Annotated in this window: 17 protein-coding genes; 7 read left to right on the top strand and 10 right to left on the bottom strand. The window is 72.9% G+C overall.

The window, feature by feature from the left end; genetic code table 11:
• Positions 1 to 95 precede the first annotated feature (95 nt).
• Positions 96 to 2291 carry an HNH endonuclease gene (locus ACFWE2_RS16700; RefSeq protein WP_377225342.1) on the bottom strand — a complete coding sequence of 732 codons (2196 nt, stop codon included), beginning with the start codon at positions 2289 to 2291 and terminating at the stop codon, positions 96 to 98.
• Positions 2292 to 2740: 449 nt separating this feature from the next.
• On the opposite strand from ACFWE2_RS16700, the gene ACFWE2_RS16695 reads away from it, so the two are divergent.
• Positions 2741 to 3664 carry a DMT family transporter gene (locus tag ACFWE2_RS16695; protein WP_377225341.1) on the top strand — a complete coding sequence of 308 codons (924 nt, stop codon included), beginning with the start codon at positions 2741 to 2743 and terminating at the stop codon, positions 3662 to 3664.
• Between the two features lie 4 nt (positions 3665 to 3668).
• On the opposite strand, the gene ACFWE2_RS16690 is transcribed toward ACFWE2_RS16695, so the two are convergent.
• A complete protein-coding gene (locus ACFWE2_RS16690; RefSeq protein WP_377225340.1) occupies positions 3669 to 4673 on the bottom strand; it encodes a hypothetical protein in 1005 nt (334 codons plus the stop codon).
• Between the two features lie 140 nt (positions 4674 to 4813).
• Here ACFWE2_RS16690 and ACFWE2_RS16685 point away from each other — a divergent pair, with 140 nt between their 5' ends.
• Both ACFWE2_RS16685 and ACFWE2_RS16680 read left to right on the top strand, forming a co-directional pair.
• On the top strand, positions 4814 to 5707 hold the full coding sequence (locus tag ACFWE2_RS16685) for a class I SAM-dependent methyltransferase (RefSeq protein WP_377225339.1): 894 nt from the start codon (positions 4814 to 4816) through the stop codon (positions 5705 to 5707).
• A complete protein-coding gene (locus tag ACFWE2_RS16680; protein WP_377225338.1) occupies positions 5704 to 6279 on the top strand; it encodes a DinB family protein in 576 nt (191 codons plus the stop codon). The genes ACFWE2_RS16685 and ACFWE2_RS16680 overlap by 4 nt, the downstream gene beginning before the upstream one ends.
• Before the next feature lie 38 nt (positions 6280 to 6317).
• On the opposite strand, the gene ACFWE2_RS16675 is transcribed toward ACFWE2_RS16680, so the two are convergent.
• Positions 6318 to 6776: a VTT domain-containing protein gene (locus ACFWE2_RS16675; RefSeq protein WP_377225337.1), complete on the bottom strand. Its 459-nt coding sequence runs from the start codon at positions 6774 to 6776 to the stop codon at positions 6318 to 6320.
• 62 nt (positions 6777 to 6838) lie between these two features.
• Entirely contained in the window at positions 6839 to 7759 is a 921-nt protein-coding gene (locus tag ACFWE2_RS16670) for a LysR family transcriptional regulator (RefSeq protein WP_377225336.1), read from the bottom strand.
• 95 nt (positions 7760 to 7854) lie between these two features.
• Between ACFWE2_RS16670 and ACFWE2_RS16665 the strand changes: the two genes are divergently transcribed.
• The 3 genes from ACFWE2_RS16665 (at position 7855) to ACFWE2_RS16655 (ending at position 11018) form a co-directional block, all read left to right on the top strand.
• Positions 7855 to 8850 carry a threonine/serine dehydratase gene (locus ACFWE2_RS16665; protein WP_377225335.1) on the top strand — a complete coding sequence of 332 codons (996 nt, stop codon included), beginning with the start codon at positions 7855 to 7857 and terminating at the stop codon, positions 8848 to 8850.
• A gap of 66 nt (positions 8851 to 8916) precedes the next feature.
• On the top strand, positions 8917 to 9537 hold the full coding sequence (locus ACFWE2_RS16660; protein ID WP_377225334.1) for an L-threonylcarbamoyladenylate synthase: 621 nt from the start codon (positions 8917 to 8919) through the stop codon (positions 9535 to 9537).
• A gap of 35 nt (positions 9538 to 9572) precedes the next feature.
• Positions 9573 to 11018 (top strand): UTP--glucose-1-phosphate uridylyltransferase, encoded by a 1446-nt coding sequence (locus ACFWE2_RS16655; protein ID WP_377225333.1) that lies wholly within the window; start codon positions 9573 to 9575, stop codon positions 11016 to 11018.
• Positions 11019 to 11177: 159 nt separating this feature from the next.
• Here the strand turns inward: ACFWE2_RS16655 and ACFWE2_RS16650 are convergent, their stop codons facing one another.
• From ACFWE2_RS16650 to ACFWE2_RS16625, 6 genes are all read right to left on the bottom strand, one after another.
• Positions 11178 to 13658 carry an alpha-N-acetylglucosaminidase TIM-barrel domain-containing protein gene (locus tag ACFWE2_RS16650; RefSeq protein ID WP_377225332.1) on the bottom strand — a complete coding sequence of 827 codons (2481 nt, stop codon included), beginning with the start codon at positions 13656 to 13658 and terminating at the stop codon, positions 11178 to 11180.
• Positions 13655 to 15136 (bottom strand): Gfo/Idh/MocA family protein, encoded by a 1482-nt coding sequence (locus ACFWE2_RS16645; RefSeq protein ID WP_377225331.1) that lies wholly within the window; start codon positions 15134 to 15136, stop codon positions 13655 to 13657. Before ACFWE2_RS16645 ends, ACFWE2_RS16650 begins: the two co-directional genes overlap by 4 nt.
• The gene (locus tag ACFWE2_RS16640) at positions 15133 to 15981 is read right to left on the bottom strand and encodes a carbohydrate ABC transporter permease (RefSeq protein ID WP_377225330.1); all 849 of its coding nucleotides are present in this window, start codon (positions 15979 to 15981) and stop codon (positions 15133 to 15135) included. The genes ACFWE2_RS16645 and ACFWE2_RS16640 overlap by 4 nt, the downstream gene beginning before the upstream one ends.
• A 52-nt stretch (positions 15982 to 16033) precedes the next feature.
• Complete coding sequence (locus ACFWE2_RS16635; protein ID WP_377225329.1) at positions 16034 to 16915, bottom strand: carbohydrate ABC transporter permease; 882 nt, start codon at positions 16913 to 16915, stop codon at positions 16034 to 16036.
• 83 nt (positions 16916 to 16998) lie between these two features.
• A complete protein-coding gene (locus tag ACFWE2_RS16630) occupies positions 16999 to 18387 on the bottom strand; it encodes an ABC transporter substrate-binding protein (RefSeq protein ID WP_377225328.1) in 1389 nt (462 codons plus the stop codon).
• Between the two features lie 60 nt (positions 18388 to 18447).
• Entirely contained in the window at positions 18448 to 19125 is a 678-nt protein-coding gene (locus ACFWE2_RS16625; RefSeq protein WP_377225327.1) for an IMPACT family protein, read from the bottom strand.
• Positions 19126 to 19215: 90 nt separating this feature from the next.
• Between ACFWE2_RS16625 and ACFWE2_RS16620 the strand changes: the two genes are divergently transcribed.
• Positions 19216 to 19809: a tyrosine-type recombinase/integrase gene (locus ACFWE2_RS16620; protein WP_377225326.1), complete on the top strand. Its 594-nt coding sequence runs from the start codon at positions 19216 to 19218 to the stop codon at positions 19807 to 19809.
• Positions 19810 to 19937 lie beyond the last annotated feature (128 nt).

Genomic DNA, 19937 nt, shown 5'->3' with positions numbered 1-19937 from the left:
GCCAGACGGTTGGCGAGCCTGAGCAAGTGGCTGATCTGCTGAGCAAGCTGCCTGAGCGACCTTCCGGAGAGGGCCTGCCGATCGGTGGGGCCGCCTCAGAAGGGTGGTTCATCGGGGAAGCGGCGCAGACGCTGTTCGGTCGTCGGTGGCTGGACCGGTGATCGTTCGGTGGTCGATGCCGTGACGGCTGGCCCCGCAGTACTCGACGCGTCAGTCGTCGATCCTGCGGTGGGGCACTCGGTGGCGGGTTGTTCAGTGGCGGGTTGTCGGAGGTGTGGTGGTTGTCCGAGGCGGGCTCGGGTGTCGCCGGCCAGGCTGGTGATGTCGTTGCTGATCTGCCCGGTCTGGGTGGGCGGTCGGGTGTAGGTGTGTCCGGTGGGCGCGGTCCAGGTCGTGGTGCCGGTAGCGGGGTCGCGGACGGGGGCCCAGCCGTTATGGGTCTTGGCGAGGTGGTGGGCGCGGCACAGGGGTTGCAGGTTGGTGGCGCGCGTCTGCCCAGGAGTGCCGGGAGGCTGGTCGGTGGGATCGAGGTTGTGGTCGAAGGGCTGGATGTGGTCCAGGTCGGCCCAGTGGGCGGATCGCTCACACTGCAGGAAGGTGCAGCTCTGGTCGCGGGCGGTGACCGCTTGGCGCAGAACCTTGCCGGGTTGGTAGGTCGTGGTGGAGTAGTCCGTGAGGATCCCCGTGGTGGGGTCGGTGAGCAGGCGGTGCCAGGTCGCGTCGGTCGCGATCCGGGCGGCGATGTCTGCGGGGATCGGCCCGTACCCCTCGAGGTGGCCGGGCGTGTTGTCCAGGTCCAAGAGGGTTGTGGCAGGGATCGTGATCCGGACCTGGGGCTTGACCTGGACGACTCGTATCGTCGTCCCGCCGCAGGTGCAGCCGCCGCAGGTGCACCCCGTCGCGGGGACCGTGGTCCGAGGTAGCGCTTGCTCGACCGGGTCTTGCGCGGTGGTCGCTCGCGTCGGACGCGTGGCCGGGAAGGATCCGGCGGCGTCCAGCTCGCTCCCGGGCTGAACCGGTCCTGTCGTCGCATCCCCGACTGCCGCCTCCGCATCCGCGACCGCTGCCTCCGGTGTCACCGCTGCCTCCGGCGTCACCGCCCCTGGGGTCGCTGTCTCTGCCGTTACCGTCTCTGTCGTTACCGTCTCTGCCGTTACTGCCTCTGCTGTCACCGTTGCTGGCGTTCCTGGCGTCGCTGCTGCTTCTGGTGTGGCGCTGGTGACTGTGCTGGTGGAGGTGCATTCGGGGTGGGGCGGGACGATGACGCGACCGGTGGTGATCGCGACGAGGGCGTCGGCTCGGGCCTGGGCCAGGGTCCGTGTGGTGCCCGCGGTGCGACGCAGGGTGTGCGCGGCTTGTTCGATCGCGTCCCAGACTGCTGCGGCGTCGGGGGCGGGCAGGTTCGCGCTGATCCAGGCCATGGTGTTGTCAGCCGGGTCGAGGTAGACCGCACGGCGGGCCATGGCGTGCTTGGTGGTCTCCAGCGCACCCTTGAGGCGGTGGGCGAACTCGTTCATCTTGTTCCGCAGCCACCCACGGGTCCGGCCGGGTGCCTCGGGCAGGTAGCGGGTGATCGCCTCGTCGCGCTCCTCGTGGGTCAAGGGGTTGCCGGAGCGCAGGAGGATGTCGGCCTTGGCGGTATCGATGCGGCCTTCGTGCAGGGCGTTCATGACCAGGGGGTGCTCGGCCAGGCCCGCACCGCGGGCAAGATGCTTGTTCGCCTCGTGCTGCGGGACCCGCAGGCGGGCGCTGATCTCGGCCGCAGCGGCGTTGTGCTCCTCGGTCCAGGAGCGGCGCCGGGCGATCTCGCCCAGCGCACGTGACTGCATCGCCGTGGCCCAGGAGATCACCTCCTGCCAGCGCGCGCCGATGTCGAGCAGCACGTCGTCCGCCAGGTCAGCGACCTCCACGCCTGCCAGCACCTCGACCAGCCCGGCACCGACAGGCATGTGATCGAGCCCGACCGGAGCAGTGTCGCCACCGACCGGCTCGTCGCCACCGACCGGTGTGCCGGAGCTCGCATCGTTCGGACCATCGCCGGCGGCCGCTGTGCCCGGTGTGGCCACGACGCTCGGCGCGCTCCGGGCGTTCGCGGCTGCGCCGTGGCCGGGCCAGGTGACGGTCGGGGTCGGTAGGTTGCCTTCGTCGTCGTGGCGGATCGCGTTCCAGGTCAGGGTGTGCGTGGCCGTCGATGCGCCGAGGACTGGGCAGGCGGGAGAGGACAGCATGTCGCGCAGGAAGCCCTCGACAACCGTGGCGCGTTCCCTGCCGCCTCCCGCGTGTCCAACCATGCCGATCACCCTGCCCCCTCGCTATCAACAGCGTCCTTATCGTCGAATATATGTTCGATCAGCTCGCTCCGCATCTCCAGATTCGAAGATGTGGAAAACCCAGGGCGCAGGAAGCACTCGGGCTGCCGAGCCGCCGTACCCCGCACCACGGAGCCGGCCTCAACGACCCTACCCAGCGACACCGACACGCCCACCGACCCTGTCGGCCGACCCTAACGGCCGACCCCGACGCAACCCCCGCGGACACCCCGCCACCACCCCGAGAGGCGCTGCTAGCATCCCGATCGTGACTCCCAGTCGTTCCGTCCTGCCGCCCCCGGTCGTCTGACCGGAGCGGCACCACGACCGGCCCCCGCGGGCCGGCGCTGAGGCGTGCTCCACGACGATTCCCTGTCCTCGGAAATCCCTCGGAACAGGCCGGACCCTGCGGGGACCGGCCAGGAGCACACATGTCATCCACTCGTATCGGGCTGCTCTTCATCTGCCTCGCCGGAATTCTCTGGGGCACCGGCGGCCTCGCCCTCGAGATCGTGCGCGACCATGCCGCGATGTCGGTCCTCACGGTCAGCGCCTACCGCATGCTCATCGCGGCCGGCGCGCTGCTCGTGGCCTCGCTCGCCCTGCGAAGGGGTCCGCACCTCGTGGCGCTCGTGCGGGCGCATCCGGTCCGTGCCGTCGTCGTCGGCCTGGGCACCGGCGCCTATCAGGCGCTGTACTTCGGGTCGGTGGCCACGGCCGGCGTCACCGTCGCGACGGTGGTCAGCCTGGGGCTCGCGCCGGTCCTCCTCGCGGTCGTCGACCTCGTCCGGGCCCGGCGCCGGACGGCGACCCGGAGCGCCGTCCGGCTGACGCTCGTCGTGAGCTCCGCGCTGTCCGGCCTGGTGCTGGTGAGCATCGCGTCGGGCATGGAGTCCGGTACAGCGTCGGGTGTGAACGCCGTCGGGCCCCGGCCGGTGCTCGGCCTGCTGCTCGCGATCGCCTCGGGCTCCGTCTACGCGGCGACGACGGCGCTCGGCAGCACCCTGCTGGCGTCCGACGGCGTGGATCCGCTCGCCCTGACGACGGTCGCGACGGCGGCGGGCGCCGTCGGCCTCGTCCCCGTCGCGCTGGCCGGCGGCGGACCGTTCGTCACGAGCGATCCGATGGCGCTCGGCACGCTCGCCTATCTCGGGATCTTCACGATGGCGCTGGCCTACGGCCTCTTCTACGCCGGGCTGCGCACCACCCGCAGCGGAGCGGCGGTCGTCGCGACGCTGCTGGAACCGGTGACGGCGGCGGTCGCGGCCGCGGTCCTGCTGGGGGAGCGGCTAGGGCCGCCGGGCATCGTCGGGTCGGTGCTGATCCTGACCGCCGTGGCGGGGCTCGAGGAGTAGCGCCTCAGGCGTACGACCAGCGTCCGTCCTGGTGCGGCCCGGACCGTGCCGGGACGGACGTGTGGTCGATGGCGGCCATCTGGCCGGTGTTGTACTGGTCGGCGATGTACTGGCTGAACTGCCCGGTGTCGACGGTGTGGGAGTTGTCCACGTAGTCGTACCCGGCGTTCCCGCCCGGGGAGACGTAGCCCCGGGTGTAGTCGAGCTCCGATCCAGCGGCGTACCGGGGCTCGTAGCCGGCGTCCGTGTACTCGGGTTCCGGTGCGGGCCGGTACACGGGGTAGGCGCCGGTGGTCACCTGCTGGGCCGCGGGCTCCCACCGGTCGGTCCGGGGGTTGGGCGCGTCGAACGTGGGGGCAGCGGCGACCCGCTGGGCTGGCACGCCCTGGATCACGGGCGCTCGCCGAGCGGCCGCCTGCTGGGCTGGCTGGGCCGCTGCCGCGCGCTGCGCCGCTGCCTCCTGTGCGGCGGCCGCTCGCGCCGCGGCCTCCTGTGCGGCGGCCGCTCGCGCCGCGGCCTCCTGGGCCGCGGCCTGCTGCGCCGCGTACCGCTGGGCGGCGAAGAGGGCGGACGCGCCGGCGTCGGGCTGCACGCCGTTCAGCTCGCCGTGGATCCGGCCGGCGAGGTTCGCGGCGATGGCGAAACGCAGCGGCGCCAGCGAGCTCACGGACATGGTGCCCGTCACCGCGGGGGGCGGCAGGAAGGCGAAGACCTCGTCGTCGCCCAGCAGCAGCCCTTGTGCGAGGGCCGCGTTCAACGTCTCCTCGAGGAGGTACTCGGCGCGGCCGTCGTTGCCCTGGAGGTCGGCGAACATGTCATCCATGGAGCTCCAGCGGCGTTCGAGCGTGCCCTCCACCGTGTCGAGGAACCACCAGCCGTCGGGGGACTCGAGGAACATGTCGCCGAAGCAGGACGCGAACCGCGGGGTCTTGCCACCGGTTCCGATCCACGACCAGGACGACAGCGCGAACTCGTAGGCGTCAGGTGCGAATTCTCGGATCAGGTGCACCTTGCGAATGTTGCCATGCTCACACTCCGAGCAAAAGAGGCGTACCGGACACGTAACGATTCGTCTCGGGTGAAATGAACAAGTGTTTTCCTGCCGGAAACACGTGGCGGGCGGCAACGGGGCATCGTTACGGTCTCGCCATGGCGAGCGAGACGAGCGAGACGAGCGGCGACGGACGAGACGACGGACACCACCACGGCGGGGCCGGTGGGTATGCGACCGACCAGAGCGCCGTCGACACGCGGGTCCAGGAGTACTACTCCGGCCGGACGGGCTGGGACGAGCACGCGCGGCTGACGGTCGGCTCGGCGCAGGGCCGGGTGGAGCACACCAGGACCCAGGAGCTGATCCGGCAGCGCCTCTCGCCGGGCGCACGGGTGCTCGACGTCGGCGGTGCCACCGGGGTGCACGCCGCGCCGCTGGCACAGGACGGCTACGACGTCCTGCTGGTCGACCCGGTCGCCGCCCAGGTCGCCATCGCCGCGCGGCACGGCACGTTCGAGGCGCGCGTCGGCGACGCCAGGGACCTCGGCGGGCCGGGTCTCGGCCTCGCGGACGACGCGTTCGACGCGGTGCTCCTCCTCGGCCCGCTCTACCACCTCGCGAGCCGCGCGGACCGGCTGGTCGCCCTGCGCGAGGCCGTGCGCGTGACCCGGCCGGGCGGCACCGTGGTCGCGGCGGGGATCACGCGGCTCGCCGCGCTGGTCGGCGGCGGCTACGAGCTGTTCCCGCCCGCCGTCTGGCAGGCGGTCCTCGAGCACGGCCAGGCCCCCGAAGACATCGCGTTCCCCGCGGCCCACTTCCATGACGCCGCCGAGCTCGCCGCGGAGGCCGCCGATGCGGGACTGTCGGGCGTCGTCGTGCACGGCGTCGAGGGACCCGCGGGCGGGGCGCTGGAACGGGTGCGGCTGGACGCCCCCGAGGCGCCCGAGCTGATCGACGCGGCGCTCACGCTCGCCCGCGCGCTGTCGACGACGCCGGGGGTCACCGACATGAGCCAGCACATGCTGGCGATCGGTACTGTCGCGCCATGAGCATCTCCCAGCCGGACGCCGAGAGCAGCAGCGCCGTCCCGAGGACCGACCCACCGATCGTCGGCGACGAGCTGACGATCCTGCGGTCCTTCATCGACTTCTACCGTGCCACGATCCGCCGCCAGTGCGAGGGCCTGACGGTGGAGCAGCTGCGCACGCCGCACCCGCCGTCGACCATGACGCTGGCGGGGATGCTCAAGCACCTGGCGTACGTGGAGGACGTCTGGTTCAACGTGCGGCTGGCCGGCAACGAGCCGGCCCCGCCGTGGGACACCGCTCCCTGGGCGGCCGACTCCGACTGGGACTGGCACAGCGCCCTCGACGAGACGCCCGAGCAGCTCACCGCCCTGTTCGACGACGCGGTCGCGGCCTCCGAGCGGATCCTCGACGAGGTGCTGGACGAGGTGCCGCCGCCCGGCGCGGGCGTCCTGGACCGCACCACCGTGCGGCCCGGGCGCAGGGGGCACATCTCCCTGCGCTGGATCCTGGTGCACATGGTGGAGGAGTACTCCCGGCACGCGGGGCACGCCGACCTGCTGCGCGAGGCCCTGGACGGCGCGACGGACCTCTGACCGCGCAGCGCGGACGACCGCGGACGGCCCCGGACGGCTCAGAGCAGGAGCCACGCGTAGTCGGCGGCCTCGAGCACTATCCAGAACCGGAGGAACCGGCCGACCAGGCCGGTGCCGACGAACAGCCACAGCCGCACGCGCAGCACGCCCGCGACCACCGACATCACCATGAACGGTGGCACGCCCGCGAACGCGGAGGCGAGCAGCACCAGGCCCAGGTAGACGGGGCGCCCGTCGGTGCGGTCGCGCCAGCGGGCCATCGCGGCGGCCGCCTTCGGGGACTCCAGCTTGCGGCGGAGCCACGGCAGGCGGGTCGTCCCGGCACCGGCCCAGTACCAGAGCAGCTTGCCGGCGATCTGCCCGGTCGCGGCAACGGCCGCGAGCAGCACGCTCGGGTAGGTGTCGTTGGTCGCTGCCACCGCCAGGTACGCCTCGAGCGCCATGAAGGCCGCCACGGCGGAGCCCGCGGAGTAGAAGAAGGTGGACAGCAGGAGCATCGGGCTTGTTCGTCCGTCCTGGGTCGGTCCTCAGCCGGCCGCGTGCGGAGAAGTGGCCGTGGTCACAGAGGGACGTTAGCGCCTGCCGCGACGAGCTGCCGAATCAGGGCAGCGGCGGGCGGCGCGGGCGGCCCGACGGTCAGCGCCATGACCCGGCGCACGGCGCCAGGCAGGGGAGCGTTCGCGATCCCGGGGTTGCGGTGCGCCCGCAGCGTCAGCCCCGGCAGCAGGCTCACGCCTGCCCCCGCGGCCACCAGCGCCTGGACCGCCACGTAGTCGTCGGTCTCGAACGCGATGCGCGGGGCGAACCCCACGGCGGCGCAGCGGGCCACCATGTCGGCGCGACATCGTTCGCAGCCGGCGATCCACTCCGCGTCGTCGAGCAGCTTCAGGTCCGGCACGAACCCCGGCACGGGGGCCGCGTCGAGATCGGCGGCCGTCACGAGGTGGACCGGGTCGTCCAGGATCGTCGTCGACTCGTAGCGGGACAGGTCGTCCATGGACCGCACGTGGCGCACGTCCGTGTGCTCGAACACGAGCGCCACGTCGACGGCGCCCGACTGCAGGGCGGCGACGGCGTCCGGCGGCTCGTGCTCCACCAGGCCGACGGACAGGCCGGGGTGCTCCTGCTGGAGCCGTGCGACGGCGTCGGGCACCACGGTGGCCAGCGCCGAGGGGAACGCGGCGAGCCGGGCGCGGCCCGCACGCAGGCCGGCGAGCGCGTCGAGCTCGCGGCGCGCGCCCTCGACGCGGCCGAGGATCTCCTCCGCGCGGGTCGCCAGGAGGCGGCCGGCCTCGGTGAGGCGGACGCCGCGGCCGTGGCGCTGGAGCAGGGGGATCCCCGCGTCCGCCTCCAGGCGGGACAGGTGGTGACTCACCGACGGCTGCGCGTAGTGCAGCTCCTTCGCTGCCGCCGTGACGGAACCGGTACGGGCGACCGCCGCGAGGACACGCAGCCGGGTCAGGTCGAGCTCTGCGGTCATGACCCCAGGCTAGCCTAGAAAGATAGGTTTCATCGATCGAAGATCTTCGTAAGAGGTATTGGACCTATGGGTCATGTGCGGGTCACGCTGGAACCATGACGCTCGCGACCCTCCCGCCCCGGCTGACGGCACCGGCCCTGCCGACCATCGCCGACGTCCTCGCCGCGCAGGCCCGCCTGGAGGGCGTCGTCGTCCGCACCCCCGTCGGACAGTACGCGGAGCTCGACCGCGCCACCGACGCCGCGATCGTCGTCAAGCACGAGAACCAGCAACGCACCGGAGCCTTCAAGGCCCGCGGCGCCAGCAACCTCCTGCTGTCCATGTCCGACGCCGAACGCGCCCGCGGCGTCGTCGCCTACTCCACCGGCAACCACGCCCAGGGCGTCGCCTACGCCGCCCGCCTCACCGGCACCGCCTGCACCATCGTGATGCCCGACGACCCCAACCCGGTCAAGCTCAGGGCAGTCCTCGACCTCGGCGCCGACGTGCTGCTGCACGGCGCCACCTTCGACGACGCCCGCGCCCGGGCCACCGCGCTCGCCGAGAGCTCGGGCGCCCGCCTCGTCGGCGCGGCCAACGAGCCCGCCATCATCGCGGGCGTCGGCACCCTCTACCTCGAGCTGTTCCAGCAGGCACCCGGCCTCGACGTCCTCGTCGTACCCGTCGGAGGCGGGTCCGGCGCCGCCGCCGCGAGCCTGGTCGCCGCCGCCGTCGCCCCCGGCACCGCCGTGATCGGCGTCCAGTCCGCCGCCTCACCCGCCGCCCACGACTCCTGGCACTCCGGCGCCCTCGTCGAGCGCGCCAACACCACCCGCGCCGAAGGCCTCGCCGTCGGCTGCGGGTTCGAGGTCACCCAGGCCCTGATGCACCAGTACCTCACCGACTTCGTGCTCGTCACCGACGACCAGATCACCGCCGCCCAGCACCTGTACCTCACCGGCGCGCACACCGTCGCGGAGGGCGCGGGCGCCGCGGCGCTCGCGGCGGTCCTCGCCGATCCGGAGCGCTTCGCCGGACGTGACGTCGGGATCGTGTGCACCGGCGGGAACGCCAGCGGGGACGAGCTGCGGCGGGCCCTGTCCGTCCGCTGAGCGGGGCCGCCCGCGCAGGTCGCCCGAGCGCTGCGTCCGGACCCGTGCCCGACTAGGCTCGACGGCATGGCCCGCTACTTCGACGTGCACCCCGTCGACCCCCAGCCGCGCAGCATCGCCCAGGTCGTCGCCATGCTGCGCGACGACGCCCTGGTCGCCTACCCGACCGACTCCTCCTACGCGCTGGGCTGCCGCATGGACTACCACGACGGCGCGGACCGCATCCGCAGCATCCGCGGGCTCGACGACAAGCACCACTTCACGCTGGTGTGCTCCGACTTCGCGCAGCTCGGTCAGCTCGTGAAGCTCGACAACTCGGCGTTCCGCGCGATCAAGGCGGCCACGCCGGGGCCGTACACCTTCATCCTCCCGGCCACCGCCGAGGTGCCGCGCCGGCTCGCCCACCCCAAGAAGAAGACGGTGGGCGTACGCATCCCCGACTCCGTCGTCACGCAGGCGCTGCTGCGCGAGCTGGGGGAGCCGCTGCTCTCGTCCACGCTGATCCTGCCCGACCAGGCCGAGCCGATGACGGACGGCTGGACCATCAAGGAGGAGCTCGACCACCTGCTCGACGCCGTGGTCGACGGCGGGGACGCCGGGACCGAGCCGACGACCGTCGTCGACTGGTCCGACGGGTTTCCCGACGTGGTCCGCGTGGGTGCGGGCGACCCCGCACGTTTCGAGTGACGCCCGGTGTCGGTGGCGTCGAATAACCTGTGCCCATGACGGACCCCACCGGGCTCGAGCAGGCCCGCACCAAGATGACCGAAGCAGGCGTGGCGCCCGCCGCCATCGAGACGTTCACGCGGTTCTACCACCTGCTGCAGTCGGGTGCGAGCGGGATGATCCGCGAGGACGACGTCGACCCGCTGGTCGACATCCCGAACCGCGCCGAGCTGACCATCGGTGACGACGAGGCGGCCGCTGCCCTCGCGAAGACCGCGATGCTCAAGCTCAACGGCGGGCTCGGCACGTCCATGGGCATGGACCAGGCGAAGTCGCTGCTGCCGGTACGGGTCGCGCCGGCCTCGGGCGCTGTGTCGGACGCAGAGCCGGCCGGCGGGTCCGGCGAGCCCGAGATGCTCACGTTCCTCGACATCATCGTCGGGCAGGTGCGTGCGGCCAGAAAGGCCACCGGAGCCAGGCTCCCGCTGCTGTTCATGAACTCGTTCCGCACCCGCGACGACACGCTCGCGGCCCTGGAGCGCTACCCGGACCTCGCGGTCGACTCCCTGCCCGTCGACTTCCTGCAGAACCGCGAGCCCAAGCTGCTCGCCCAGGACCTCACGCCGGTCACCTGGGAGAAGGACCCCGAGCTGGAGTGGTGCCCGCCCGGCCACGGCGACCTCTACCCGGCGCTGCACGCGTCCGGCGTCGTCGTCGCGCTGCTGGAGGCCGGCTTCCGGTACATGTGCGTCTCCAACTCGGACAACCTCGGCGCCACACCGGACGCGACGATCGCCGGCTGGTTCGCGGCGTCCGGCGCCCCGTACGCCGCCGAGCTGTGCCGCAAGACGCCCGCCGACGTCAAGGGCGGCCAGCTCGTGATCCGCAAGGCCGACGGCCAGGTGGTCCAGCGCGAGACCGCGCAGACCCACCCGGACGACGTCGCCGCGTCCCTTGACGCCACCCGCCACCCGTTCTTCCACACCAACAACCTCTGGTTCGACCTCGAGGCGCTGGCCGCCGAGCTCGAGCGGACGTCGGGCGTGCTGGAGCTCCCGCTCATCCGCAACGACAAGACCGTCGACCCGTCGGACCCGTCGTCGCCCAAGGTGGTGCAGATCGAGTCCGCGATGGGGGCGGCGGTCGCCGTCTTCGAGGGTGCGACGGCGATCGAGGTCGAGCGGTCACGGTTCCTGCCGGTCAAGACGACCAACGATCTGCTCGTGCTGCGTTCGGACGTCTACGACCTGACGCCCGACTACCGGCTCGAGGCACAGGCCCTCGCGCCGCTCGTCGACCTCGACAAGGACCACTACAAGCTCATCGACGCCTTCACCGAGCGGTTCGCGGCGGGCGCGCCGTCGCTGCGCGACGCCGACTCGCTGACGGTCCGCGGCGACTGGACCTTCGGGTCCGGCGTGCGGGCAGAGGGCAAGGCGCAGCTCACGGGCGACGGCGGAAGGGTGCCCGACGGCGCGACGGTGGGCCCGGAGGGCTTCTGAGCCCAGGGTCGCGGGCTGCAGCGGTCTGGTGTCCTGCGTCTGAAGTTCGACGACGAGCGCGACGGACCGGTCTGACGGCCCCGGGCTTCGGGCGACCATAACGCTCCGGACGGCCATAACCTCGGGGGTTACGGTCGCCTGGATCCTGTTGAACGTGAGTCAGTACCAGCGGGGCGGCCCAGGGCGACCTTCAGGCGCAGGACACTGGCGGTCAGCCGGTCTCGACGGCCCGGGTCGCCGCCACGTCTCCTCGATCTCCACTATGCGTTCGCGCAGCGGGGTCGGGTCGGCGTCGAGCGGGACCGGGCCGTGCGTGGCGGCGTCGGCCAACCAGTCCGCCCAGGCCTGCCAGCGCGGCAGGTAGAGATCCCGGACCAGGCCCTGCCAGTGCCTGCCCGAGTAGTCGTGCAGGCCGTTGTGCTGCCCGCCCCAGACGCTGACCAGGCTCCGCGCCTCACGTTCCATGGCGTCCCGCTCGGCGTCGGTGTCTCCCCAGGCGCGGGCGGCGTCGACCCAGGTGGAGACCCGGGTCTCGGGGCGGGCGCCGGCCAGGTCGTCGAGCCGCAGCAGGTCGGCGCGCAGGCGGCTCATGTGGGTGCGGACGCCGTCCGGGTCGCCCGCGCGTGCCGCCGCCAGGATGCCGCGCGCGTGCACGCGCGTACCCTGCGCGAGGACGTGGCCCGCCAGGTCGGCGATGTCGGCACTGAGCAGGTCGCGCGGCTGATCGTCCGGAGGAGCGCCCGCGAGATCGTCTGGCAGGTTGTCGCGGACCTCGGTCAGCTCCCGCAGCGCCTGCTCGAGGCGGGGGAGCGCGGCCGCGACGGCGGGGTCGTTCTCGGCGTCGATGTTGGACGACGGCGTCGGGGGCGCGTTGCCGATCGCCTCGCCCGCACTGCGCTGGGCGGGGAACGGAAGGCCGGCGGTCCAGGGGCGGGCGATGACGGGCGTCGGGACGGAGCGGGTGCGGCCCGCGCCGTAGAGAGTCGAGTAAATAGTGTGCCAAGCGCGTAGCGCCAACTGGGTCAGGTCCGCGCGTGCCTCACCGATCAGCCCGGACCGGCCCGGTCCTGCGGCCGATTCTGTACCCGCTCCCGCTCCCGCTCCCGCTCCCGCTCCCGCTCCTGATCCCGTGCCCGGCCCTGTGCCCGGCCTCGTGACCGGATGCGGCTCCGACAGCCCGTACCGGTCCAGCACGAACCGCTCCAGCCAGTGGTCGAGCTCCGCGGGGGAGCGTGGCGCGTCGTCCCAGGCGAGGTCGGTCGCCAGCTCGTAGAAGACCTCGTTGTTCTCGATGGCTTCGGGGGCGAGGCCGATCCCGCGCAGGTGGGGGACGCCGTCGGGCAGAGCGCGCACGTCCCGGACGAGGCCGCGCAGGTCGCCGAACAGTGCCGGGCGGCCCCCGAAGTTGTGCAGCGCGCACCAGACCCAGGGCCGGCCGGCGAGCGGGGTGCCGTCCGCCAGGAGGGCCCTGTGCAGCGGGACGTGCTCGCCCCAGAGGTCCAGGACGAGCGTGCGGTCGACCGGGACGTCGCGCAGGTACGCGGCTATCCGGTCGGGTGTCCAGAACGCGCCCTTGTAGTGGAAGGGCCAGCCCTGGAGCACCCAGACGGCGTCGGGGTCCGCCGCGGCGAGGGCCCGGTAGGTGCCGCGGCCCGCGGCGCGCAGGTACCGGGCGTCGCCCGAAGGCGGGACCGACTCGATGTACGGGTCGACGGCGTAGTGCCCGGAGCCCGGGCCGAGCAGCTCGCGCTGGACCTGCGCGAAGGTCGCGAACAGGTCCTGGAAACGGCGCGACTCCGGGTGGAGGAGGGGGATGTGCCAGCCCTGCCACTCGATCTCGCCGGCTGGAGGGTCGTCGGCCGGGTCATCGCCGGCCGGTCGCGGGCCCGCGAGAGCCGGCGGGACGTGCCCGCCGAACGCGGGGAACACCGGCGTCATGCCGAGCTCGCGCATCCGGGCCAGGATCCGCCGGGCGAGGTCGAGCCGGCGTTCGGCCCAGCGAGCAGGCAGCGGACCGCCGAACGAGTGCATGCCGCCCATGAACGTCCACGGGAAGTGCGCGGCGCCGCCCAGCCAGCGCGCGGCCTCGGCGTCGGGCAGGCCGGCCCGGCGGAACGTCTCGGCCAGCACCGCCTCGTGCGCCACCAGCATGAGCGGGTGCGTGATGCCGTGCAGCGCCATCCAGTCGATCTCACGCTCCCAGCGGTCCCAGCCCCAGAACGGCGTCGAGTACCCGAAGGTCACGACGTTCAGGTAGTACCGCACCTCGTGCGGCGACGAGACGGTGGTGCGGGGCGCGTCCGGCAGCGGGCTCGAACCCGCCGTGCTCGAACCGGCCGTGCCCGGGCTGACGCGCGGCCGCTGCCAGGTCAGCCGCGTCCCCAGGTGGTCGCGGACGTACCGGGCCAGCGCGACGGACGCCGCCACGGCGCCGGTCGCCCGGATCGTCAGGTGCCCGGCCTCGGCCCGGTACTCGGCGGTATCGGGCCGGGTGGTGTCGGACTGGCCGGTGTCGGGCTGATCGGCATCGAATCGGTTGGCATCGAATCCCGCGAGCTCGACGGTGACCCGCCACGGGTCCAGGCCGGCCCGCTCGGCGACGCCGCGCACGGCGTCGGCCCACGCGTTCGCCGCGCTCATCGCACCCGCCGGCCGGTGCCGTCCTGAGATGCGCCGTCCTGGCCGGGACCCACGCCCGGAGAGCCCCGCGCGGCACCGGACCACCGCCCGAAGTCCACGACGCCGGCCCCTGCGCGCGACCACTCCGCCGCGAACGCCATGAGGTGGCTGTCCAGTGCCGTGGCGAACGACAGCTCGCCCGAACCGACCGTGCCGTCGACCACTGCCCGGCAGAAAGCGTCCATGAGACCGGCGTCCCCGCCGGCGTGACCGCCGCGGCCACTCGTGCCGGCGTCGGTCCCGGCGCCAGGACCAGACTCCGGGGCCGGACGCGCCACGAGAGTGTGGGTGGCGTGGCCGAGCGGCCCGTCGGTGCCGGACTCGACGAGCTCCACGCCGGGCAGGGCGCCCAGGGCGGCGTCCGGCAGTCGGCCGGACGGCGAGAACAGGTCCACCCGGATCTCGCCCGACTCCATGTGCCCGTGCAGCTGCCCGCGCGTGCCGGTGATCGCGAGGTGCCGGGTGTTCTCGGCGGTGAACGCGCTGGCCGTGAGCGTGGCGGTGAGCCCGGACGGGAACCGCAGGAGGGTCTGCTGGTGGTCGGCGACGTCGTTGTCGCAGTGGTAGACGCAGCGCCCGTACGGCCCGCGCCGCAGGGCGGCCAGGCGGCCGGCGGGCGACAGGTCGTCGCCGAGCATCGTGACCGGATGGCCCGTGACATCGCGCAGGGCGTCCAGGTAGTAGCGGGGCGCGTAGAACGGGCAGTCCGCGGCGGCGGGACAGCCGTCGGTGCAGCGGGCGGGGGCGCCGTCCGGGGCGTTCTCGGGGCGGAAGTGCAGCAGCGAACCCTCGCTCGCCACGGTCCGGGGGGCCGACCCGGCGAGCCAGCGGATCAGGTCGAGGTCGTGGCACGTCTTGGCGAGCACCATGGGGCTGGACTCGGCGGAGCTGCGCCAGTTGCCCCGCACGAACGAGTGCGCGAAGTGCCAGAACCCGATGTTCTCGCGCACCTCGATGGTCGCGAGGTCGCCGAGGGCGCCCGCCTCGACGACGGTGCGCACCGCCCGCCAGAAGGGCGCGAACCGCAGCACGTGCCCGACGGCGATCCGGGCGCCCGTCCGGCGCACCACGGCCGCCAGGTCGGTCAGGGCGGAGAGCGTCGGGGCGGCAGGCTTCTCCAGGAGCATCGGCAGCCCGGCGTCGGCGACCGCCGTGGCCGCTGCGACGTGGAGGGCGTCGGGCAGCGCGACGATCACGGCGTCCGGCCGCAGCCGGCCGAGCTCTGCGGCCAGGTCCGCCCAGTCGTCGTACCGGGCGGCGGTCGTGCCGGCCAGGGCCTCCAGGCGGTTCGCGTCCGGGTCGGCCACCGCCACGATCCTGGCTCGGTCGGGGTGCGCCCGGACCCAGCGGCCGTAGGCGTCGGCGCCACGGCCGCCGGCCCCGAGGACGGCCAGTCGGACGGGCGGCCGGGCCGGAGCCCGGACCGGCGCCGCCGTCATCTCTCCGCCCCCTGGACCAGACCCGACACGATGTACCGCTGCGCGAGGAAGAAGACGACGACCACCGGCACGGTCACCGCGATGGACCCGGCCAGGAGCACGGTGACCGGCACCTGGAAGTCGCCGAGCTGTGCGATGCCGAGCGGCGCCGTCCAGCGGTCGCGGTGCTGAACGAGGAACAGCAGGGCGTAGAAGTACTCGTTCCAGGCGATCATGAACACGTAGACGGCGGTGGCGACGACGCCGGGGATCGCGATCGGCAGCACGACCCGGACGAGCAGCTGGCCGAGCGTGCAGCCGTCCATGATCGCCGCCTCCTCGACGCTCTGCGGCAGCGCGAGGAAGAAGTTCCGCATCATGTACAGCGCGACGGGCACCGTGGCCGCCACGTAGACGATCAGCAGCCCCACCAGGGTGCTGGTCAGGCCGAGACGGGACAGGACGACGAACTTCGGCACCGCCAGCACGATCCCGGGAAACAGGTACACGGCCAGGATGATGCCGTTGGTCAGCGCCCGGCCGCGGTACCGGAGGCGGGCGGCGGCGTAGGCGCCCAGCACGCACACCAGGATGCTCAGCGCGACGGTCCCCGCGGCGACGCCCAGCGAGTTGACCACGAACCGGCCCAGCCCGAACCCGCCGTCGGCCTCGTCGCGCATCGCCGTCGTGAAGGCGGACAGGTCGAGCCCGGACGGCAGTCCGAGCGGGTCGCGGACCACCTCGCCGTACGGCCGCACCGAGAGCAGCACGCCGTACAGCACGGGGCCCAGCGACCACACGAGCGCGACGGCGACCACCACGGCACGCCCGAAGCGCGCGGTGCGGGTGGGCCGGATGCCGCTCACGACTGCCCCCTCATGAACCGCCCTCTCATGACTACCGTCATGAACCGTCCCCTCATGATTCCTCGGCCCGCCGGGAGAGCACCACGTACCCCACGAGGAGCACGCCCAGGATGAGGCTCATGAGCAGGCCGAACGCCGCTGCGCTCCCGATGTCGGCCTTGGTGACGAGCTCCGTGTAGACCTGGATGGCCATGACCTGCGTGCTCCCGGCGCCCTCGGTGAGCAGGTAGACGTCGTCGAAGGTCTGGAACGACCAGATGAACCGCAGCAGCAGGAGCAGGAGGACCACCGCCCGCAGCTGGGGGAGCAGGATGAACCGCAGGGCCTGCCGGCGGTTCGCGCCGTCGAGCGCGGCGGCCTCCTCGATCTCGCCGGGCACCGACTGGAGCCGGGCCGTGAGGAACAGGAACGCGAGCGGCGCCGACCTCCAGATGTCGAACAGCACGACCACGAGCAGCGCCACCGGCACCGGGACGCCGAGGACGTCCGCGGAGGTGGTGCTGAGGAAACCCACCGGCGTGTCCCAGCCGAGGTAGGCGCGGCCGAACGCGTTCACCACGCCGTACTGCGGGTTGAGCGCCGTCTTCCAGATGGTGGCCGCCGCGACCACCGGGAGCACGTACGGCACGAGCAGCAGGGCACGGACCAGGCCGCGCCCGGGGAACGGACGCCGCAGCGCCAGCGCGAGCGCGAGGCCGACGGCGAGCGACCCCACCGCCGTCAGACCCGCGTACAGGACGGTGGTCCACAGGGCGCCCCAGAACGCCTGCGACCACGCGGCCTGCTGGAAGTTGGCGAGAGTCCACTCGACCGGCTCCGTCCCGAGGTACGGGATGTCGACGAGGCGGATCTCGGAGAACCCGAACACCACCACCAGGGCGAACGGCAGCAGCACGACGACGGCGACCACCGCGAGCGACGGGGAGGCGAGCAACCACCCCGAACGGTTCGCGCGCTGGGCAGCCGTGGTCGGGCGGGCCCGCCTCGTCGGTCGGGCTATCGTGGTCGGGCGGGCCGTCACTGGTCCTGCTGCAGCGCCGTCACCTCGGCGGCCATCTGCCCGGTCACCTCGGCCGGGTCGGTGCCCCGGTACAGCGGGTCGAGCTGCTGCGCGAGCGTGCCCTGGGTGGCGACCAGCCCGGCGAGCGTGGCATCGGGGGTGCCCTGGCCCCAGCGGGAGACGGCGGCCATGCCGTCGCCCATCGCGGCGACCAGGTCCTCGCCGTACACCTCGGCGACCGAGGACTCGACCTTGGGCCCGAACCCCAGGCCGCCCCACGCGTCGAGGAACTCCGTCGGGTTCTCGGGCGTGCCGGTGCGCAGCGGAAGTCGGCCCTCGGTGGCGACGGCGAGCGTGTCGGCGTACCCCTCGCCGAGCACGTACTCGATGTACTGGCGCGCCTCGTCGACGTTGGCGCGCGCGGGGACCGCATAGGCGAGCGTGGCGCCGAACTGGGCCGGATGCTCGTCGTCCAGCACCGTGATGAAACCCGAGTTCTCCGCGAGGAACGTGGGGTCGTCCGAGCACTGCTCGCACGACGGCGGCACGGCCTCGTCGAGGTTCGCGAGCTCGTCGAGGATGTGCGTGGAGAAGAGCAGCATCGCGGCGTCCCCCGCCAGGTAGGCGGCGCGGGCGGACTCGACGTCGTAGTCGCCGGCGACCGACGAGTCGCGCAGCTCCTTGAAGTATCCGGCGGCCTCGGTGCACTCCGGCGAGTCGATGGTGACCTCGCCGTCGGACACGAGCGCGCAGCCCGCCGACTGGAAGATCGACTCGATGCCCTCCGTGCCCGAGGCGGTTCCGGACTGGGTGCCGAGCGCGATGCCCGTGATCCCGAGCTCGTCCTTGACGGCGGTCGCGGCCTCGGCGAGCTCGGCCACGCTGGTCGGCACCTCGACCCCCGCCTCCTCGAGCAGGTCGGTGCGGTAGGCGATCAGATGCACCCAGCCGTCGCTCGGGACGGCGGCGACCGTGCTGCCGCCTCCGTCGTCCTGCACCGTGACCGCGCCCAGCGCGTTCTCGTTGAAGGTCGCCGGGTCGAGGGTCTCCATGGCCTCCTGCACGACGTCGGTGTCGAGCAGCCCCTGGGCCTGCCAGGACGTGATCTGCGAGGCGCCGGCGAGGATCACGTCCGGCACCTCGCCGGACGCGGCACCGGTGACCAGCGCCTGGTCCTGGTCGGCGGCCGCGAGCGGGACGACGTCGACCTCGATGCCCGTCTCCTCGGTGAACCTGGCCGCGACGGCCTCCTGGGCGGCGACCCGCTCCGGCGTCGACTGCGGCGTCCAGAAGGTGATGGCCTCGGCGGGCCCCTCCTCCTCGGCGCTCGGGCCGCAGGCGGCGAGAAGGCTTGCGGCGGCGGTCAGTGCGACGACGACGGCGGACGAGCGGATGCGACGGTGCATGGTCCCTCCACGGTGCTTGTGCCGGTGCGGGTGCCCCAGAGACTTCACCCGCCAAGGAGGTCAGTCAAGGCCGACGCGCGGTACGTCCACGACCCGCGCGTTCCCGACGGCGGGGGAGAGAGCACCCGCGGAGGCTGCGGCGACGTCGGCGGTCAGGGTGTCCAGCTGCTCCCTCGGCACCAGCAGCCGCAGGCGCGCGACGGTGTCGTAGGCGGGCGGCTCCATCACCGACCCGTGCGACGAGGCCCAGTCGCGCAGGACGTTGTCGATCCGCCCGGCGTCGCCGTGGGGGACGGGTACCTCCACCTCGTACAGGAGCTCCCGGCTGAGCAGCGCCCCTGAGGTGGCAGCGACGTCGAGAGCCTCGGCCACCGCCCCCGAGTACGCCCGGACCAGCCCGCCCGCGCCCAGCTTCACGCCGCCGAAGTAGCGGGTGACCACGGCGACGAGGTCGGTCATGCCGCGATGCCGCAGCACCTCCAGCATGGGGACGCCCGCGGTGCCCCCTGGCTCGCCGTCGTCGGAGGAGCGGGCCGTCTGGCTCGCTCCGTCGGCGCCCGTACCGAGGACCATCGCGACGCAGTGGTGGCCCGCGTCCCACAGCTCCTTGCGGCGGCGTGCGATGACGGCGTCGGCCTCCGCGACGCTCGTGGCGGGTGCGAGGTGGGCCAGGAACCGGGACTTCTTGATGACCGTCTCGTGGTCGATCGGCCGGGCGATGGTGCTGGGGAGGTCCACCGCACGAGGGTACGGGGACTTCTTTCCTGGATCGACGACACGCGGCGTCTCTGCCACGGATTAATAGTGTGCCAAGCGTATATTTCGACCATGACCAGTACCGATGCGACGTCACCAGAAGCAGGGAGTGGGGAGCCCGCCCGCTATCCGCGGCCGCCGGTCAGCCTCGAGGAGGCCGAGTGGGTCTGGCGTGAGCTCTCCACCGAGGCGATGCGGACGGGCGCGAAGCCCGAGGCGGTGCGGCTCGCCGTGATCACCGGTCTGGTGCGCGCGACGGGCGCCCGGTACGGGGACCTGCTGCGGGTGCGGGTCGAGGACATCGACCTCGGGCCGGCGCGGGCGAAGACCTCGGACGGCAGCGTGCTGGTGCGGCACGGCAAGCACCGCACACCACGGCGGCACCTGCTGCCGGCCGACCTGGTGGTGCTGCTGAAGCACTGGATGGTCGTGCGCGAGGAGCTCGCGGCGGAGCTCGAGGGTTCGGTGCCGAGGGCGCTGCTGCTCACGGTCCACCACACGCACGACAACGGGACGACCGTCGCGTCAGGCCTGCCGATCAGCCGGCAGGGGCTGGTGCTGTCGTGGCGGCGGTTCGTGCACCGGACCAACGCGCGCTACGGCGCCCTGCGCCCGCCGCTGCCCACCCGCTTCGAGCAGATCCGGCGAGCCTGGACAGAGACCTGACCCGTTCCCGTTGAGTGCGGGATATTCGCCCCCGAGGGCATCACCGTCCGCGACCTGGTCCGCCGGGGCCGCTACCCGCACCACACCCTGCTGCGCCAGTGGTCGCCCGACGACGACCGGGCCATCGC

The organism is Promicromonospora sp. NPDC060271 (assembly GCF_042726755.1).
Lineage (GTDB): Bacteria > Actinomycetota > Actinomycetes > Actinomycetales > Cellulomonadaceae > Promicromonospora.
The sequence above is the reverse complement of the archived record's forward strand: the minus strand, read 5'-3'. Positions and strand labels throughout refer to the sequence as shown.

Coding starts and splice junctions, on each gene's coding strand:
- ACFWE2_RS16700 (WP_377225342.1), bottom strand. CDS start 2,291: ATGGTTGGACACGCGGGAGGCGGCAGGGAACGCGCCACGGTTGTCGAG.
- ACFWE2_RS16695 (WP_377225341.1), top strand. CDS start 2,741: ATGTCATCCACTCGTATCGGGCTGCTCTTCATCTGCCTCGCCGGAATT.
- ACFWE2_RS16685 (WP_377225339.1), top strand. CDS start 4,814: ATGGCGAGCGAGACGAGCGAGACGAGCGGCGACGGACGAGACGACGGA.
- ACFWE2_RS16680 (WP_377225338.1), top strand. CDS start 5,704: ATGAGCATCTCCCAGCCGGACGCCGAGAGCAGCAGCGCCGTCCCGAGG.
- ACFWE2_RS16675 (WP_377225337.1), bottom strand. CDS start 6,776: ATGCTCCTGCTGTCCACCTTCTTCTACTCCGCGGGCTCCGCCGTGGCG.
- ACFWE2_RS16670 (WP_377225336.1), bottom strand. CDS start 7,759: ATGACCGCAGAGCTCGACCTGACCCGGCTGCGTGTCCTCGCGGCGGTC.
- ACFWE2_RS16665 (WP_377225335.1), top strand. CDS start 7,855: ATGACGCTCGCGACCCTCCCGCCCCGGCTGACGGCACCGGCCCTGCCG.
- ACFWE2_RS16660 (WP_377225334.1), top strand. CDS start 8,917: ATGGCCCGCTACTTCGACGTGCACCCCGTCGACCCCCAGCCGCGCAGC.
- ACFWE2_RS16655 (WP_377225333.1), top strand. CDS start 9,573: ATGACGGACCCCACCGGGCTCGAGCAGGCCCGCACCAAGATGACCGAA.
- ACFWE2_RS16650 (WP_377225332.1), bottom strand. CDS start 13,658: ATGAGCGCGGCGAACGCGTGGGCCGACGCCGTGCGCGGCGTCGCCGAG.
- ACFWE2_RS16645 (WP_377225331.1), bottom strand. CDS start 15,136: ATGACGGCGGCGCCGGTCCGGGCTCCGGCCCGGCCGCCCGTCCGACTG.
- ACFWE2_RS16630 (WP_377225328.1), bottom strand. CDS start 18,387: ATGCACCGTCGCATCCGCTCGTCCGCCGTCGTCGTCGCACTGACCGCC.
- ACFWE2_RS16620 (WP_377225326.1), top strand. CDS start 19,216: ATGACCAGTACCGATGCGACGTCACCAGAAGCAGGGAGTGGGGAGCCC.